The 17728-nt window shown below is 55.6% G+C and carries 20 protein-coding genes and 1 tRNA gene; 10 read left to right on the top strand and 11 right to left on the bottom strand.

The annotated features are described in order from the left end of the window. From RW023_RS04355 to RW023_RS04335, 5 genes are all read left to right on the top strand, one after another. Positions 1–694 (top strand): low temperature requirement protein A (locus RW023_RS04355; protein ID WP_315580044.1); only part of this gene is annotated, 694 nt, incomplete at its 5' end. A 7-nt stretch (positions 695–701) separates the two neighbouring features. Next, on the top strand, positions 702–1313 hold the full coding sequence (locus RW023_RS04350; protein ID WP_315580043.1) for a hypothetical protein: 612 nt from the start codon (positions 702–704) through the stop codon (positions 1311–1313). A 70-nt stretch (positions 1314–1383) separates the two neighbouring features. Continuing rightward, complete coding sequence (locus tag RW023_RS04345) at positions 1384–1788, top strand: hypothetical protein (protein WP_156335179.1); 405 nt, start codon at positions 1384–1386, stop codon at positions 1786–1788. A gap of 194 nt (positions 1789–1982) precedes the next feature. Next, positions 1983–2348: a hypothetical protein gene (locus tag RW023_RS04340; protein ID WP_315580042.1), complete on the top strand. Its 366-nt coding sequence runs from the start codon at positions 1983–1985 to the stop codon at positions 2346–2348. 10 nt (positions 2349–2358) lie between these two features. After that, the gene (locus RW023_RS04335) at positions 2359–2715 is read left to right on the top strand and encodes an inner-membrane translocator (RefSeq protein ID WP_315580041.1); all 357 of its coding nucleotides are present in this window, start codon (positions 2359–2361) and stop codon (positions 2713–2715) included. Between the two features lie 424 nt (positions 2716–3139). Here RW023_RS04335 and ychF read toward each other — a convergent pair whose 3' ends face one another. After that, positions 3140–4222, bottom strand: a complete 1083-nt coding sequence (gene ychF / locus RW023_RS04330; RefSeq protein ID WP_009408937.1) for a redox-regulated ATPase YchF — start codon at positions 4220–4222, stop codon at positions 3140–3142. A gap of 79 nt (positions 4223–4301) precedes the next feature. Continuing rightward, complete coding sequence (locus tag RW023_RS04325) at positions 4302–5354, bottom strand: 4-hydroxy-3-methylbut-2-enyl diphosphate reductase (RefSeq protein WP_315580040.1); 1053 nt, start codon at positions 5352–5354, stop codon at positions 4302–4304. A 111-nt stretch (positions 5355–5465) separates the two neighbouring features. On the opposite strand from RW023_RS04325, the gene xseA reads away from it, so the two are divergent. The 3 genes from xseA to RW023_RS04310 all read left to right on the top strand — a co-directional run bounded on the left by xseA (position 5466) and on the right by RW023_RS04310 (position 8023). Further along, the gene (gene xseA / locus RW023_RS04320; protein ID WP_315580039.1) at positions 5466–6725 is read left to right on the top strand and encodes an exodeoxyribonuclease VII large subunit; all 1260 of its coding nucleotides are present in this window, start codon (positions 5466–5468) and stop codon (positions 6723–6725) included. 48 nt (positions 6726–6773) lie between these two features. Beyond that, positions 6774–6983 (top strand): exodeoxyribonuclease VII small subunit, encoded by a 210-nt coding sequence (locus RW023_RS04315; RefSeq protein WP_315580038.1) that lies wholly within the window; start codon positions 6774–6776, stop codon positions 6981–6983. 92 nt (positions 6984–7075) lie between these two features. Then, positions 7076–8023 (top strand): carbohydrate kinase, encoded by a 948-nt coding sequence (locus RW023_RS04310; RefSeq protein ID WP_315580037.1) that lies wholly within the window; start codon positions 7076–7078, stop codon positions 8021–8023. Between the two features lie 96 nt (positions 8024–8119). Here RW023_RS04310 and RW023_RS04305 read toward each other — a convergent pair whose 3' ends face one another. Continuing rightward, on the bottom strand, positions 8120–8881 hold the full coding sequence (locus RW023_RS04305; RefSeq protein WP_315580036.1) for an isoprenyl transferase: 762 nt from the start codon (positions 8879–8881) through the stop codon (positions 8120–8122). 203 nt (positions 8882–9084) lie between these two features. On the opposite strand from RW023_RS04305, the gene RW023_RS04300 reads away from it, so the two are divergent. After that, complete coding sequence (locus RW023_RS04300; protein WP_315580035.1) at positions 9085–9762, top strand: hemolysin III family protein; 678 nt, start codon at positions 9085–9087, stop codon at positions 9760–9762. A 117-nt stretch (positions 9763–9879) separates the two neighbouring features. After that, positions 9880–10359, top strand: coding sequence for a transcription elongation factor GreA (gene greA / locus RW023_RS04295; RefSeq protein ID WP_296490017.1), 480 nt, complete (start codon positions 9880–9882; stop codon positions 10357–10359). 102 nt (positions 10360–10461) lie between these two features. Here the strand turns inward: greA and RW023_RS04290 are convergent, their stop codons facing one another. The 8 genes from RW023_RS04290 to eno all read right to left on the bottom strand — a co-directional run bounded on the left by RW023_RS04290 (position 10462) and on the right by eno (position 17676). Beyond that, positions 10462–11991, bottom strand: a complete 1530-nt coding sequence (locus RW023_RS04290; RefSeq protein ID WP_315580034.1) for an AI-2E family transporter — start codon at positions 11989–11991, stop codon at positions 10462–10464. A 25-nt stretch (positions 11992–12016) separates the two neighbouring features. Next, the gene (locus RW023_RS04285; protein ID WP_048714111.1) at positions 12017–12415 is read right to left on the bottom strand and encodes an FKBP-type peptidyl-prolyl cis-trans isomerase; all 399 of its coding nucleotides are present in this window, start codon (positions 12413–12415) and stop codon (positions 12017–12019) included. Between the two features lie 269 nt (positions 12416–12684). Then, the gene (locus RW023_RS04280) at positions 12685–13647 is read right to left on the bottom strand and encodes a Bax inhibitor-1/YccA family protein (protein WP_315580033.1); all 963 of its coding nucleotides are present in this window, start codon (positions 13645–13647) and stop codon (positions 12685–12687) included. 36 nt (positions 13648–13683) lie between these two features. Further along, positions 13684–13757: transfer RNA gene (locus tag RW023_RS04275), tRNA-Leu, on the bottom strand. An 8-nt stretch (positions 13758–13765) separates the two neighbouring features. Next, entirely contained in the window at positions 13766–14746 is a 981-nt protein-coding gene (locus tag RW023_RS04270) for a Ppx/GppA phosphatase family protein (RefSeq protein WP_315580032.1), read from the bottom strand. A 30-nt stretch (positions 14747–14776) separates the two neighbouring features. Next, positions 14777–15298: a DUF501 domain-containing protein gene (locus RW023_RS04265; RefSeq protein ID WP_399499336.1), complete on the bottom strand. Its 522-nt coding sequence runs from the start codon at positions 15296–15298 to the stop codon at positions 14777–14779. A gap of 168 nt (positions 15299–15466) precedes the next feature. Then, on the bottom strand, positions 15467–16039 hold the full coding sequence (locus RW023_RS04260) for a septum formation initiator family protein (RefSeq protein WP_315580030.1): 573 nt from the start codon (positions 16037–16039) through the stop codon (positions 15467–15469). A gap of 356 nt (positions 16040–16395) precedes the next feature. Further along, positions 16396–17676 (bottom strand): phosphopyruvate hydratase, encoded by a 1281-nt coding sequence (gene eno / locus RW023_RS04255; RefSeq protein WP_009408921.1) that lies wholly within the window; start codon positions 17674–17676, stop codon positions 16396–16398. Positions 17677–17728 lie beyond the last annotated feature (52 nt).

The following is a 17728-nucleotide window of genomic DNA, read 5'->3' as shown; positions in this document are numbered from 1 at the left end:
CTATCTGGCAGCTCTTTTTCCTATTTACGTTGGAGTCTATATCTTTATTGCTAGTATTCTGCTAACATTTATTGTGCCAATTTTCTTGATTACTAAAGATGAGCATTTCCAGGTAAATCTTCCCCATTTAATCGAGCGCGTCTCCCTTCTTGTCATTATTACGTTTGGAGAGATGGTTATTGGGCTAGTTGACTTCTTTACGGTCGAAAATTTCTCGATTTATTCGATTCTTAATTTCGTTATCATGCTTTCTCTGTTCCTGTTTTATTTTGGTGAATTTGACCATGCTATTGATGAAAAATCTAATCAAAAGGGACTATTTCTAATTTATAGTCACTATCCTATTTTCATTGGACTTCTTATGATGACCGTTTCGATGAGTTTTCTTCTGAATCCTGAAGCTAATCTTCTCTTTGCAACCAGCTTCTTTTATATCGGAATTGGCCTCTTCCAAGCTGCTGTCCTAGCAAATGGGCCCTATAACAAAAACTATCTTCGCTATCCAAGAAGTTACTACTGTGCTCAAGCGACACTCTATCTGACTGCCTTGATTGTCTCTTTGGTTTTCGCTTCTAATCCTATAACAGTGCTGAGTGTTGCAACCATTTTTGCTCTAGCTATAGCTAGTCATTTTATTTCTTTCTGGGTTATACGTACTAAACAGTATTCCGTGCCTTACTGGGGGTTCTTTTAAACTAAATTTGCCCATTATTCGTCTGTCAACTTCCTTAGGTATTGTAGATTTTAGAAGCAAATGGGAGTCATTCGTTATTGTCTCGCTTTTACCTCATTTTAAAATCCTGACATTGAAAGTACCTAAAAGTAATTCCCTGAAATCAGCTGAATTTCAGCATTCTGTTTGTTTTCAATACGAAAGGTTCTTACAAATTCATGTAGGGGTGGCGGCCACCGGTACCACGCACGATGGGGTGCCTCATGGTGTGTTGCCTCATCCTGCTTGGTCGAAACGGGCAATGGTGTTGCAACCACCGCCGACGCAACCTCTTCCAAAGAAGCCGTGGGTCCCCAAAATTTGGATCCTCTTTGCTGTCATTGGGCTGTTGTTGCTTCTTGCTCCGAGCATCATGACATTCCTGATTAATTTAGAGCCTGTGGATCATTCGGATAATGGCGATGGTCAATACTTGCTTTCGGGTCTTCTCCTCATCCCATGCGCGCTTTTTGGTCTGCCGACAGTGCTCCTTGCGTACTGCGTCGGAATTGCCAAGCGGGTGATGTGGGTGCGAGCAGCGGGGCCGCACCAAACGACGAGCCTGTGTGTCGGGTCCCGTGACTGTCGATACGTGGCGTGAGCATGCGCTCCTTTAGGATTGTGATTGCAGCCCGCATGGGTGGCACCTATCAACACGTGAAGGACCGACCGTGACAACCCCGAATCCACACCTCCCGGACTCGCATCCCGCTCCGGGGTATCCTCCGGAGTACGCAGCTCCCACTCAATGGGACGCGCAGCCTATGAACGGTGCGATGGGTCAGGGGTATGTGCCTGACGCGCAGCACGGTTATTGGGGCCAGGAACCCGCGCCTCGCCCGAAGAAGAGGCGGAGCATCGGCGGCATCATTCTGACCGCCTTCGGCACAGTCATCATCGTGGCGTCGATCGTTGGCTGTATCGCGATTGATCTCATCCCTGGAGACCATGGGGATAGTGGCGACGGGCTCGCCTGGGCCGGCGTCGCACTTCTTCTATACGTGGTCCCCTTTGGCCTGATGCTGGTGGTCTCTGGGCTCATCTTGGTGTATGCGGCCCGGAGCCGCTCACGGTGACCCCATCCGGTGGGTACTCAGACGCAACGAACAACGGCTGAAGGACCGATGATGACAATGCCTCATCTCCCGGTTCCGGTCTGCCTGGCAACCCCGGAAACGCACCGATCTACCCCGGTACCGTGCCGGGCAATCCCTACGCCGACATGCAGCCGGCGCCGCAGGTTGCGGCTCCACCCGGCCAAGGCCTCGGCGTGGCCTCCATATGCCTGGGGATTATTGGACTCATCCTCTGTGCTAGCGGACTGTTCTCGGGAGTGTATCCCGCATTTAGTGCGAAAGATTCCGTTGAGCAAGCTCTCGCTCCCTTCAGTTTCATTGCCATCTCCGGGACGATCTACATCCCGGGCGCGATCATGAACGTCATCGGTCTCATCCTCGGCTCGAATGGGCGCAAGCGGGTGCAGGACCCACGTCACGAGAGGATGTACAAGGTTGGGGTTTGGATGAATGCAGCCCCGATGATTGTGTTTCTGGTTGCCGAGATCACGGCCATCCTCTGGTTGATGGGGGGCCTAATTTATCCCGGACGCCTCTGTCCCATTGCCCTCGACAAATGAAGGACTACCTGTGACGACTCCATATTCGACCGGCCCCGGCTTGAACGGGTATCCGGCGCAGGTTCCCCAGCAGTCCGGCGTACCTGCGCGTAGCCGGGGCAAAGCCTTAGGGGCAGCGTGCCGCGGATTCGGGATCACCGGGCTTGTTATCTTCGCGCTAGTCATCCTCGGGACGCTGGTGAACGTGCTGATTCCGAGCGGTGAGCACTGGCTGGACCTGGCTCCGATCAGCTTCATCTTCGTGGCCGAATTCTTCTCCATCCCCGTCGTCGCGGTGAACATTATCGGCCTTGTTCTCGGCTTCGTTGCGCTCAAGCAGATGAAGAACCGCTACGAGCACGGCTACATCACCCAAGCGAGCCTGTAGACGCGATGGATGTGCATACTCCCTCACACCAGCGAACCCCAATCAGCAAGACTGTCACCCTGAATGGGATGTTCTGAGGATGACGTTGGTCACCGCTTCCAGCGGCTACGCCTTGAAGAGGAAGTCAACAGCCAGAATGACAGCGTTTTCTCGTGCAGAACCGAGGTCAGGTATGGAGGTCGAGGCTAGGTACGGAGAACAACAAAGCCTGCACCGCTCAGAAGTCTGGCGGACCATTGCGACTTTCTGCGCAAGCAGGTGATTCATATTTTAAAACGACGCCCGAGAAGGCGGGGTTTGTGAGGGCGTCCTGAGATTCTGATCGGCTCTTCCAACGGGTTTCGTGCCCCCCCTTGAGAAAGGTCAGATACAAAACAGAAGTGGCCGGGGCACACGCCCCGGCCACCACTACGTTTCAAAGAACTCACACGTTGAAGCGGAACTCCACGATGTCGCCGTCCTGCATGACGTAGTCCTTACCTTCCATGCGGACCTTGCCGGCAGCCTTCGCAGCAGCCATGGAACCAGCCTCGATCAGATCGTCGTATGAGACGATCTCAGCCTTAATGAAGCCCTTCTCGAAGTCCGTGTGGATCACGCCGGCAGCCTTGGGAGCAGTATCGCCCTTGTGGATTGTCCAGGCGCGCGCTTCCTTCTCACCAGCGGTCAGGTAGGTCTGCAGCCCAAGGGTATCGAAGCCAACTCGCGCCAACTTATCCAAGCCGGATTCGCTCTGGCCGGACTCCGCCAACATTTCTCGCGCGTCATCCTCGTCCAGCTCAACAAGCTCGGACTCGAACTGTGCATCCAAGAAGATCGCTTCAGCGGGGGTAACAAGCGAACGCAACTCGTCCTGCAGTTCCTTGTTGTCCATTTCTTCGGCATCCATATTGAACACGAAGATAAAGGGCTTAGAGGTCATCAGTTGGAAGGACTTGAGTGCATCCTGATCAAGCTTTGCCCCCGCGGGGCCGCTGAGCAGTTCGCCCTTTTCAAGCAGTTCCATTGCTGCGCGCGCAGTTTCCAGGACAATTGCCTCGGTCTTCTTGCCGCGAACTTCCTTTTCCAGACGCGGGATTTGCTTCTCAAGCGTCTGCATGTCAGCCAGAATCAGCTCGGTCTTAATGGTTTCAATATCCGACTCAGGATCAACCTTGCCATCAACGTGCACAACGTCAGGGTCGGAAAAAGCGCGCGTCACCTGGCAAATGGCGTCGGCCTCGCGAATGTTCGCAAGGAACTGGTTACCCAAGCCCTCACCCTCAGACGCACCACGCACAATACCCGCGATATCAACGAAAGAAACGGTCGCGGGAATGATGCGCTGAGAACCGAAAATCTCGGCGAGCTTGTTCAAACGCGCATCGGGAAGCGGAACGACACCCACATTCGGTTCGATGGTTGCGAAGGGGTAGTTCGCAGCCAGAACAGTTGCGCGGGTCAGAGCATTAAACAGAGTGGACTTGCCAACGTTGGGCAGGCCGGCGATACCAATAGTTAAAGACACGCCCCTATCCTATCCGACGAGGCCGCACTCCCGTTCGCCCGCGCCTAGAAAGAGCGCGCATTAGCGGGTGAACTTGCGCTCAGCTGGTGTGATCAGGACCGGCGGTGCGACGCGCATGCGGGCGAACATCGATCTGTCCAGCCTTCTTCAAATCTGAACGTAGGTCACGGGGAAGCGCGAAAGTCGTCGTTTCCGTCTCAGTTCGGACTTCCTCAACAGTTGGGAAACCGCGTTCCTGAAGCCAGGCAATCACATCACGGACAAGGATTTCCGGCACTGACGCACCCGAGGTCAAGCCTACGGTCTTCGCACCTGCGAACCATTCTTCCTGAAGCTCTTCGGCCTTATCGATGCGATACGCAGTGGGAACACCTGATTCGAGGGCAACATCAACCAAACGTACCGAGTTCGAGGAATTCGCAGAGCCCACAACAACCATGACATCAACCTGAGGGGCAATGACCTTCACGGCCCCCTGACGATTTTGCGTCGCGTAACAAATGTCATCTGAAGGCGGATCAACAAGTTTGGGGAAACGCTGGCGCAAGCGATCGACCGTTTGACGCGTCTCATCAACAGAAAGGGTCGTCTGCGAAATCCACACAACGCGCTCAGGGTCACGAACGACCAGATTGTCGACTTCTTCAGGCGTTCCAACCACTTGAATGTGTTCGGGAGCTTCGCCAAAAGTACCTTCAACTTCTTCGTGACCTTCGTGGCCGACCAAGATGATGTCGTAGTCGTCCTTCGCGTAACGCACGGCCTCTCGGTGCACCTTCGTCACCAGCGGGCAGGTCGCATCGATTGTTGCAAGATGGCGCTGGGCTGCAACCGCATGAACTTCGGGCGAAACACCGTGGGCAGAGAACACCACGCGGGCGCCTTCAGGAACCTGATCGGTTTCTTGAACAAAGATCGCCCCGCGCTTCGTCAAAGATTCGACGACAAACTTGTTGTGAACGATTTCTTTACGGACATAGACGGGCGCACCGTAAAGATCCAAAGCCTTTTCAACGACATCAACCGCGCGATCAACACCCGCGCAATATCCACGAGGCGCTGCAAGCAGGATCTTCCCGCCTTCGGCGTGGGAATCGCTTTCGCTAGTACGAAGAGTGTCGTCATGAGTCATAGATCAACCGTACAGGCCGCCATGTGCATCTGCGAACCATAATTACTTTTCCTTCCCAGTCTGGACGCAAATGCCCCTGGCCTGTGTCATGCTTATTTCGTGCCAGAGAACATGCCCCCCGCAGCAAAAGCAGCTGATACGACGCGCGAAAACCCATGGCCGCTGCGCAGACTCACGCAGAACATCAAGATCTACGTTGACCGAATGTCTTCGCTCTGGGTGGAAGGTCAGGTCGTTCAATACAACCCGCGCCCGGGCTCGCGCATGGCATTTTTCACCCTGCGCGACACCGAATCTGACACCTCAATGACCGTTACGGCTTTCCCGAATGTCATTTCTGCAGTCGGTGCAGGATTTGAAGAAGGCGTCAAAGTCGTCACACGCGTCAAGCCTGTTTTTTGGGAACGCAGCGGAAGCTTGAACCTCCAAGCAGCCGAGGTTCACCTTCAAGGCCTTGGCGATCTATTGGCTCAAATTGAACGCCTGCGTCAAAAACTTGCAGCCGAAGGCCTCTTCGATGAACGACGTAAGAAACCCCTTCCTTTCCTGCCGCGCGTCATTGGCCTTGTGTGCGGGCGAAATGCGAAGGCAAAAGATGACGTCATTGTGAATGCAAGTGCACGCTGGCCCGCTGCGCGTTTCGAAGTCCGCGAGGTTGCAGTCCAGGGCCAGTACGCGGTGCGTGAGGTCAGCGATGCCATTGCCGAGCTCGATCAAATCCCTGAAGTTGACGTGATTGTTGTTGCCCGAGGCGGCGGTTCCGTTGAGGATCTTCTTCCCTTCTCTGACGAGGCCTTGGTACGCGCCGCTGCAGCCACCTCCACTCCCCTGGTGTCGGCAATCGGACATGAGGGCGACGCGCCACTTTTGGATTACGTGGCAGACTTTCGCGCATCGACTCCGACGGATGCAGCCAGACGCATTGTTCCTGACCTTGCCCAAGAACTTGAAGGTTTAGCTGGCGCTTCTCAAGCAATGCGGAATGCAATCGAACGCAGACTGACACAAGAACGCCATCATTTGGATCTTGTTGTTTCGCGTCCCATCTTCCTCACGCCGGCAGCAACGCTGGAACCTCATCGTGTCCTCATTGATTCAGCGGTAACAAATTTGCGTTCCCGAATTGAACGCCGACTGAGCGAGGAACGCCAGGGAATCGTTCAGGCGTCGGCAACCCTGCGTGCTCTTTCACCGCAGGCCACTTTGGAACGCGGCTACTCCATGCTCAAGCTTCCCTCTGGCGAATTGGTTCGAGACGCCTCGCAAGTTCCAAAGGGTACCTTGGTCGAAGGCATCCTTGCCTCAGGCCGCTTGGTCGCCCAAGTCGTTGGCTCCACCCAAGCAACAAATAGCGCAGCAGCAAACGAATAACCCGTCCTACCTTCTCACCAAAGTACACCACCCAACTTGGAGGATCACATGGCAGAAAATACGCTCCCAGCACCGGAATCCCTGTCGTATGAAGCAGCACGCGATGAATTAATCACCATCGTGAAGACGCTGGAGAGCGGACAGGCTCCCCTAGAAGACACTCTTGCCATGTGGGAACGCGGCGAAGCGCTTGCCACCCGTTGTCGTTCGATTTTGGACGCAGCAACCCAAAGGATGGAACAGGGAACAGAAAAGTAATTCTCCGTCGCCCAGGCCCCAGAGATTGGTTAGACTGAGAACGCCAATTGTTCGAGGAAACCAGCCGAAGTGGTCTGGAAACAGGAGGAAACATGGACCTCGCAATCGACCCCCACATCCTCTCCATCGGAGAAGCCTTAATGGATATTGTGGTCCCCGCGGATAGTCCTATCGCGGCCGTCGAGATCCCCGGGGGCTCACCAGCAAACGTCGCAATGACGCTCGGTCGCTTAGGCCGTAACGTTGGCCTGCAAACATGGCTGGCACACGATGAACGTGGCGACATCCTTGAAGATCACTTCACGGCCTCGCACGTTGTTATCACCGAGGAGTCCTTTGGAGCCGACCACACACCAACCGCACTCGCAAAGCTCAACGAAAAGGGTGCGGCGACCTACACCTTTGATCTTGACTGGGCTCCAAATAGCCCTATCGCCGTATCCACCCAGGCTCGAATCGTCCACTCCGGTTCCATTGCTGCAGTGATCGAACCGGGCGCACACGCCGTTTTGGATGCAATGGTCACTGCGCGCCAGCACGCCATCATTACCTATGACCCCAATGCTCGCCCCGCTCTCATGGGAACGCCTGAAGAAGCATTGGCCACCGTCAATAAGTTCATCGGCATCTCCGACGTCGTCAAAGTTTCCGACGAAGATATCGCTTGGCTCACCAACGGTCGCGAGATCGAGGATGTAGTGCGTGATTGGCTTACCGCGGGTCCCTCACTGATCGTTGTCACGAAGGGCAAGGATGGCGCAGCGGCATTCACCTCCAATGGTGTTCGCCGTTCAATCCCCGCGGGAGATGTCAAGGTTGAAGACACCGTCGGCGCAGGCGATTCCTTCATGGGAGGTCTGATCGACGCCCTGTGGTCCCTCGGTCTGGTGGGTGCCATGTCGCGACCCGCTCTGCGTGATTTGGATGCCGCAAAGGTCGACTTCATCTTGGAGCGCGCGGCAACGATCAGCGATATTACGGTCTCTCGTGCGGGTGCGAACCCACCGTGGTTGTCGGAGCTCGCCGAGTTCCTAGCCTAAGACTCTTTAATCACCTGGCTTTGAAAGACGTGGGGGCGCGGATCTTTTGATCCGCGCCCCCACGCTGTATCAAGCTGAAGCCTTCACGGCAGGGAGCTACTTCCCCATCCGCCGCTCTCTTTGCGCATAGGCACGCAGTGCGCGAAGGAAATCAATCTTCCTAAAGTCAGGCCAATAGGTTTCGCAGAAATAAAACTCAGAGTGCGCAGACTGCCAAATCATGAAGCCTGACAGTCGCTGTTCGCCAGAGGTTCGAATGACAAGATCCGGATCGGGTTGGTCACCGGTATACAGGTGTTCGGCAATGTCCGAGTCCTTCAAACGCGAAGCAAGTTCTTCAAGACTTTCACCCCGCTGCCCAGCGTCACGGATCACCTCACGCACGGCCTCGACAATCTCATGACGGCCACCATAGCCAACCGCAATGTTGACGCTCAGAGCGCTCTTTGAGGGACTCTCCTGAGCAGCCTGCCGAAGGGAATTGGCAATATCTTCAGGAAGCAATCGAAGGTCACCGACAATTCGCAGGTGCCATTTACCGGTCTGACTCAATGCCGAGACAGCCTGAGAAATGATCGCGAGCAGCTCGGAGAGCTCATCACTTTGGCGGGATAGATTATCTGTCGAAAGCATCCACAAGGTAACGATCTCAACGCCGACTTCTTCGGCCCAACCCAAGAATTCAGTGATCTTCCCTGCACCAACACGGTGCCCCTGAGACGCGGTGAAGCCAATCGATTTAGCCCAACGACGATTCCCATCCAAAATCACGCCAACGTGACGAGGAATAGGACGCCCCACCAAAGACGCACGGAGGCGCCTTTCATAGACGTCATAAAGCACATTCCACTGTGACACTGCTAAACCCTTCCACGCGTGAGCGCGTCAACATGGGTTAAGAGTATCGCGAATATGACGCTCATCGCATATTTCTTCCTCATGCAAACATCCAGTTTCACTGTTCACAATCAGCGGAAGACTGCTGCCTTTCCCTGTAAATTGGCGTACCCTACGGTTTAGTAAGTTACGCATGCGTAGGTTGATCTTTCGTGGAGGCACTCATGAAAATCGCTTCCCTCAAACCCACCCAGTGGTTTCCCGGACAGAAGGTATCGGTTAAGCCCCACCTGCGGGGTTGGATTCACCTTGTTGCGGCGCCACTGTCTTTGGCGGCCTCGATTGTCCTCACCTGCCTTGCGCCCACCGGCGCAACCAAAGGCGGCTCCGCAATCTATCTTGCGGCCTCGTTGATTCTCTTTGGAATCTCTGCGCTCTACCACCGCTTTTATTGGTCCCCCCGCTGGGAAATCGTGTGGAACCGCCTTGACCACTCAAACATCTTCCTTCTGATCGCGGGAACATACACCCCTCTCTCCATCGCGATCCTCCCCCATGCCCAAGCAGTGACAATCTTGTCCATTGTCTGGGGAGGAGCACTCCTGGGAATCTTGCTCAACCTCTTTTGGCCGAGCGCACCGCGCTGGTTGGCAACACTGATCTACGTCGCCCTGGGATGGGTCGCGGTCTGGTATCTGCCGCAGTTTTGGGCCTTGGGTGGCGCGGTGATTGTGTGGCTGCTTCTTGCAGGCGGAATTCTGTACACAATCGGAGCAGTGGTCTACGCAACGAAAAAACCAGACCTTTCACCGCGTTGGTTTGGCTTCCACGAGATCTTCCACCTGTGCACCGTGCTCGCGTGGGCATGCCACTGCGTAGCCGTGTATCTCGCTGTCCTGTAACTCTTTTTCCACAGATAGCGCAAATGCGCCCGCAGCACCCTTAAGGCTGGTAGGCTGTCAAATCTGTAGAGTCTAAGAACACGTCGATATTCATCGACACATGTCGGAGGCAAAGTAATGGCTGATACTCAGTGGCTGACCCAAGCCCAGTATGACAAGCTCCAGGCGGAGCTGACGGAACGCGTCGAGGTACGCCGCCCCGAAATTGCGCGTCTTATTGACGCCGCACGCCAAGAAGGCGATCTGCGCGAGAACGGCGGTTACCACGCTGCACGCAACGAACAGTCCTTGAATGAGACTCGCATTCAGAGCTTGGAAGAAATGCTGCGTAATGCGCAGGTCGGTGAAACTCCTGCCGATGACGGCGTTGTTGAGCCCGGAATGGTTGTGACTGCCATGGTTGCTGGCCGCGAACAGAAGTTCCTTCTGGGCTCGCGTGACGCCGGCGGCGACTTGGGCGTACAGGTCTTCTCCGCACAGGCTCCGCTGGGCGCCGCAGTCATCGGACACCGCAAGGGTGACACCCTGACATACGAGGCCCCCAACGGCCGCGAGATCACCGTTGAGATCTTGGACGCGAAGCCTTTCGTCGGCTAAGTAAACCCAAACGCACTGTGGGGGCTCCAGAGCTGAACTCTGGAACCCCCACAGTTTTACGCTTTCAATCAGAACAACGCGCTCACGCAAGGCCTTATCACACTAGTCGTTCTCTTTTCCATAAGCCTTGTCGCTCTCTGCGATTTCTTCGGCCACATGCCTCCCTACAGTATCGCCCGGCTCTGCACTTCCGACAGTAACCATACGTTCGCTCAGCTCTTCATCCACGGCATAGGTGTGTGCATCAACCGCATCCCCTGCAAGGAGCGGAAGATCTTCCCCATAGGAATGGGCGATCATCGCATCAAGGGTTCCGGGAGCACCGCCGGGACGATCAATCTTCGTCGCCAATGATGGCTCAGGATCATGGCCATGCAGGTACAGCACCACGGAATTAATGAAGGAAATAACAGGAATAGAGAAGATCGCACCGGCAATTCCGGCAACCATTGATCCCGCTGTCACACCGAGCATAACAACCAAGGGGTGCAAGGACACCGCGTTGGACATGAGAAGCGGCTGCAGCAGATTCCCTTCGACTTGCTGGACAACCAGAATAATCACCAGCATGATCAAACCAGTGGTAAATCCTTGATCAACCACCGCGACAAGGACGGCAACACTTCCCGAGAAGAACGCGCCAAGAATCGGGATAAAAGACCCGAAGAAGACCAAAACGATAATCGGGATGACCAAGGGAACACCGAGGAAGTAGGCACCGATACCGATACTTAAGGCGTCAATGGCGGCGACCTGCATCTGTCCAACCACATAGCCGCCCATCGAGGCCCAACCACGGATTGCGGCCTCGTGAACGGGTTCGCGTGCACCCTTGGGAAGCAGACGGACGCACCAGACCCAGATCTTACGCCCGTCTTTGAGGAAGAAGAACAGGCAGAACAGCGCAATCGCCGAGCCGGTGGCCAATGAAATTGCAGAAGAGGTGGCGTTGAAGGCACCAAAGACCAAGGTCTGGGCATGGGTTTGAACCCAAGTGACAACCTCGGATTGGAGGTTTTGAAGATGGGAATCGATGGTTGAGGTATCAAGCCCCATCGGGTTGTTTTGCAACCAGGTTAAAAGCGCGGATACGCCTTCATTCGCACGCGTCAGCAGCGATGGAAACTGGTTCAGAATCTGAACCCCAGCCGTTGACAGCGCCGCACCAATGACGAGCAAAGTCGCAAGTAGGCCGCTGAGAGCAGCCAGAGCCTGCGAGAAGTGCAGCTTTCGGTGTAGCCAAGATACCAAGGGACTTAAGAACAGCGTCAAGAGTATTGCAACGGCGACAGGGACAACAATTCCATAGATAAAGGACATTCCAAACAGCAGCAGCCCAACGGCAGCCGCAACGACAATCGCACGCCATGCAACCGCAGCGCCCACGCGCAAGGACCACGGAACGGCCTCGGCAGCATCACGAGGCGAAGCGTCGCTGGCAGCAGAAGCAGGATCCTTCTCGGGGGTCGAGGACTGAACTGCACGCCGCTGCTCGTTCACGCGGCGTCGCAGCTCATCCAGGGATTTAAAAAATGACGAGGCAAGGCCTGAGCTCCCCGCACTTTCCTCTCCATATCCCCGATCCGGTTGCTGGGAAGAACTGTGAGTACGCGGTGTTTCGTTCTCGCTCATACCTTGCCTTGTCTATCGTTCACAATCAGGAGACACCGAGGATGTCGGTGACAAAGACTAGCGTATCGCCGCCGCGGATTCCAGCCTGGGGAACACCACGCGAACCGTAGCCATAATCAGAAGGAATCGACAGCAGAACGCGAGATCCAACTCGCTGTCCGATCAGCCCTTCATCCCATCCGCGGATCACCATACCGACGCCAATCTGGAAGCTCAGGGGTGCGCCACGATCATAGGAATTATCGAAAACATTGCCATCCCATACCTGACCCAGGTAGTGGCAGTGGATCGTATCGCCGGGTTCAACAACCTGGCCATCGCCCTCATGAAGAACCTCAACCAGCAGTTCATCGCTGGGGGTTGAGTCGGTAAATTCCAAAGTGGGCTTGCGGCCGAATTCGCCGCTGACGTTCACGTTTTCCATGGTTCCTCCTTGGGGAATCACAGTGGGGAAAAATGGTGACGCTCTAGTTAAACATTCCCAGAACCTAGGCGCGCGTCATAGGACACGCGTTCCCTAAATTGCACGAATGTTCCCAGCGATCAACCCGGATTCACTGGAGAGACAGGCATATCTAGACTCGAACAACCCATTCGGTGAGCGGCGGGAAAATGTACTGCGTATAGAAAAGGGGCCGTCTCTGTTCGAAAACGGCCCCCTTTCAAACGTCAAACGTCAAACGTCAAACAAGTTTATCGACGATTCAGAATTGCCAGGATGCGCAGAATCTCCATGTACATCCAGACAACCGTCACCATAATGCCGAAGGCGCAATACCACGCGAACTTTGCGGGAGCGCCTCGTTCAACGCCCTGCTTCACGGTATCGAAATCACTAATGAGGCTCATCGCCGCAAGGAAAACAGCAACCACTGAGACAACAATTCCCAGCGGAATACCCATGATGTACATCGAATCAATTGGTGCCATCAAGCCAAAGGCAACCAGCACTGCATTCGCAAGGCGGGTGATCAGCAAACCGAAGATGCCAATCAGCGTGAACTTCATGAGCTTGGGCGAGTTACGAACCTTACCAGAGGCAAAAAGCACCAGTGTCAGGCCGGTAACCACAACGGTTGCGATAAATGCCTGAGCGACGATACCCGGGAATTCCATTTCCATAAAGGACGAAATAGCACCCAGCATAAGCCCCTCAGCAAAGGCATACGCAATCACCAGTGCGGGCCGGATGGTCTTGGAGAAACTATTGACCATAGCAAGAATGAAGGCAACAACGCCGCCGATAACAGCAAGACCAAGCCCCAGAAGCGGAGTTGTCAGCGTCAGAATCCATGCCGGGGCTGCGCCCAAAAGCAGGACCATGAAGGTGATGCCTGTCTTGATCAGCGCATCATCGTAGGTCATGCGACCGCGGTCAACGGCATCTGCAGAGGGCGCCTGGTATGCGGCTTGCATATCGGCGTAGGCCGAAGGATCAACCGCCGGGGCTCCGCTTGGCGCACCGTAGGGGTTCTGCGTAGAAGTTTGCGCCGAGGCCTGTTGCTGAGCATAGGGGTAGCGCTGCGGGTCCAGCACCGCTGTTCCAGAAGGCTGAGCATTTGTTGGTTGATAGCCGGGCATTGTCGGGTAACCAGCGGGGGTCGAATCAGCGCGCGACCAATCGCGCTCCATCTTGGAGAACACGGGGTTTGACATGTCAGTTTCCTTTCCCTCGGTTCCTGTTCTAATGAGTACCCCCAGTCGGACTCGAACCGACAACACACCGATTTTAAGTCGGTTGCCTCTGCCAATTGGGCTATGGGGGCACAGCCCACTATCGATGATTGAGCATCGAAAGTGCGATACCGTCAAGGATATCGTGTTCTGAGACCAACGCGCCCGCGATTTCGTGTCCGCTACTCTCACAGCGAAGAGTCACTCGATCCATGACGCGTTTCCAAATGAGCGCTCCGCCTGCAATAACGTCAGCACGCCCTTCAGGCATAAAGCCCAGAGCGGCTTTCACAGCAAGAGGTTGCTCAAGCATAAAACGCACAGAGGAATCGGTGGCCTCGTGGCTCAAGAAAGCACCATCAATCTTCTCGGGCTGGTAGGAACTCAAACCCAAAGCGTGCGCAGCAATCGTTGTGATGGTGCCGGCGACACCAACTACGGCGCGGACCGAGGAAAAATCAACGACCTCCTCGGCCTCGTCAAGGCGAGCATCAATCCACTCACTTGCCTGCGCCTGCACCCCATCGGGAATCGGCTGGTCACTGGCACAAGAAGCGAAGAACTTCTCCGTCACGCGGACTGAGCCCATATCTGCCGAATAAGCCTCGGTAACTCCCTTTCCCAGAGTTCCCACGACCATTTCGGTCGAGCCTCCACCAATATCAACGACAAGTACCTTGCCGCGTTCTTGGCCGACAACGCCACTGGCTGCACCAGCGAAGGACAGCGCGGCTTCCTCGGTTCCGGGAATGACCTCTGGATAAACGCCCAGAATTTCCTTCACAGGTTCAATGAATTCATCGCGGTTTTCCGCATCGCGCATTGCAGAGGTTGCGACAAAACGAATCTCTTCGGCTTCCAGATTGTCAATCATTCGCTTGTATTCACGCACTGCGACCAGTGTCCGCTCGATCGCCTCGGGAGCCAGTCGTCCCGCACGATCAACGCCCTGCCCAAGGCGCACAATGCGCATCTGCCGCGTCAAATCGTTAAGCGCAATGGCATCACCCTTGAGCACGCCATCGGCCACTAGAAGTCGAATTGAGTTTGTTCCACAGTCAATTGCCGCTACCCGCGTCATGATCTCATTCTTTCTTAGTCGTATTGTCAGTCAGCAGGTGCAGGCGGCCGGGTCCCACAGGCCGCGCTCACGCATCATATCCAGCGCGCGATCCCCGATCGGATTCACGCCGCGACCAGCGGCCAGGGCATGTCCAACCAGTGCGTGAAGACATTTGACGCGGGTTGGCATTCCACCGGCAGAAACTCCATGAATTTCAGGCACATCAAGTTTCAAGTGCGCGCCCAATTCCTCGCGCGCTGCGATGTAGGCCTGATGAGCATGCTGGTAGGCCGCACGCAGTTCCTCATCTTCGGCAAGGTCCTGATTGAATTCCTCCATCACCTTGGTTGCTTCCAAGGTCGAGCACGCACGGACAGCGCCGGGGCTGGTCAGGTAGAAAGTCGTGGGGAAAGGAGTTCCGTCTTCAAGGCGAGGCGCGGTTGCCACAACCGTGGGTTTTCCACACACGCAGCGGGCTGCAATCCCAACAACGCCGCGCGGAACGCGTCCCAATTGTTCTTCAAGGACCTGAAGATCGGCGTCGCTGGCCGGCGTAATGGCGCTCATCATTCCTCACCTTTCGAATAAACCCGGTTTATTTTACTCGATCGCGGGCATATGACGGCAGTAAGCCCGATGAAAATAGACACGAAATAGGCCGCTACCTGCATAGTTCATGCGGGATGAAAAAGCCCACTATGCGAGGCCTCACTCTCAGCGTGAGCGGCAAAGAGGACGTTAGTTTCCTGCCCCCTGTGAGCTTGGAGTTTGCGAGGCACCACTGCCCTGCTCCGTACTCGCCGTTTCACTGGGCTGAGGGGACTCACTGGGCGAGGTCGAAGAATTATCCCCCTCAGTCTGAGCGGTTTGAATATTCCCCGTTGGGTGATCTGCCTCTTCAACGGTAAGCGAAAGAACCTGGATCCACGGGCGAGCCGGTCCAGCTTCACGCGCGGCAGCAACCTGAGCCTGATCCTGATAGTCCTTGCCAGGATCAAGAACCGAATACTGAGTTTCTCCGGGTTTGACGTAGCCCAAACGCTCTCGCGCCTGAGAAGCAATGTATTGCGGATTCGACCAAAGTTGAAGTTGCTGACGTTTGGCTTCGTTATCGGCCTGCGTCTGTTGAACCTTGTTTTTGATCGCAGACAGTTCGCGTTCTTGGCTCCACAGCTGCATGAATGAGGGAACCAGAAGAAGGGCAAGGAGCGCACCCAAAAGAAGAAGCCCCAAGATCCTCAAAGAGATCTCGATTCCCCCAAAGGATAGGGAGGCAGGACGCTGCGTTGTTGCCGTCGCAGAAGAACGCATCCGAGCCGTTCTTTCTTCTTTCCTTCCGCCTTGCGGGCGAGAAGAACTCGCTGAAGGTGAGGCTTGTGAGCCTGCGACAGAAGAACGCAGAGGATTTCGACTTCCTTGCCGAGGCCGCCGTTGCGCATCGGGCTCAGAGACACTACGCCGCCTGCGGGCGTTGGGAACGACCGGTCGTCCCTTTTTCGGTTTCTGAGCCATGTCCCTATGGTGCCTTATATCGGGCACTCGGGTCGACTCTAAAACTCGCGTGGTAACAAATGAGGGGCGGATCGCAAAAAGAAAAGAAGGGTGGGTGACGATTTCTCGTCACCCACCCTTCTTCACGCTTCTAGGAGCGTATCAGTGCGTTCTTCTCAGAAGGAAGCGCGGGGGAAGGAGGAACGACCCGCGTACACTGCTGCATCGTCGAGATCCTCTTCGATGCGCAGGAGCTGGTTGTACTTCGCGACGCGCTCGGAACGAGCGGGAGCACCGGTCTTGATCTGGCCGGAGTTGGTGGCAACTGCGAGGTCAGCAATGGTGGTGTCCTCGGTCTCGCCGGAACGGTGAGAGGTCATGGAGCGATAACCATTGCGGTGTGCCTCTTCCACGGCATCCAAGGTCTCGGTCAGCGAACCGATCTGGTTCACCTTGACCAGCAGGGCGTTTGCTGCGTGCAGCTCGATGCCCTTGCGCAGACGCTCGGGGTTGGTGACGAAGAGGTCGTCGCCAACGAGCTGGACGCGGTTGCCAATTTCTGCGGTAAGAGCGGTCCATGCGTCCCATTCGTCTTCCGACAACGGGTCTTCGATGGAGACCAGCGGGTAGTCGCGGATGAGCTTCTCGTAGTAGGAAACCATGTAGTCGGTCGAACGGCCTTCGCCTTCGAACTGGTACAGGCCATCCTTGAAGAACTCGGAGGAAGCGACGTCCAGTGCGAGTGCAACATCGGTGCCGGGCTTGAAGCCGGCCTTCTCGATGGCCTCGATGATCAGGTCCAGCGCAGCGGCGTTGGAGGAGAGGTTCGGCGCGAAGCCACCCTCGTCGCCCAGACCGGTGGACAGACCGCGTTCCTTGATGACTGCCTTGAGGGTGTGGTAGACCTCTGCGCCCCAGCGGAGGGCTTCGCGGAAGGTCGGGGCACCCAGAGGAGCAATCATGAACTCCTGGATGTCAACGTTGGTGTCCGCGTGAGAACCGCCGTTGAGGATGTTCATCATGGGAACGGGGAGGATGTGAGCGTTGGGGCCGCCCAAGTAACGGTACAGGGGCAGGCCTGCGGACTCAGCTGCAGCCTTTGCAACAGCAAGGGAGACACCGAGAATTGCATTGGCGCCGAGCTTGCCCTTGTTCGGGGTACCGTCCAGCTCGATCATGATCTCGTCGATACGACGCTGATCGGATGCGTCTTCGTCAATGAGTTCGGGGGCGATGATCTCGTTCACAGCGTCAACGGCGTCCTGAACGCCCTTGCCCTGGTAACGACCCTTGTCGCCATCACGACGCTCAACGGCCTCGAATGCACCGGTGGATGCACCAGAGGGAACTGCTGCGCGCTCAAAGGTGCCGTCTTCAAGGACGACCTCAACCTCGACGGTGGGGTTACCGCGGGAATCAAGGATCTCGCGAGCTCCGATTGCTTCAATGCTTGCCACGTTAATTCTCCAATCGATTAACTACGTGACTACTGTCGTATCTAACGCTAGT

It is taken from the genome of uncultured Actinomyces sp., assembly GCF_963542285.1.
GTDB lineage: Bacteria > Actinomycetota > Actinomycetes > Actinomycetales > Actinomycetaceae > Pauljensenia.
Note: the sequence above shows the minus strand (reverse complement) of the source record. Positions and strands in the feature narration are given on the sequence as shown.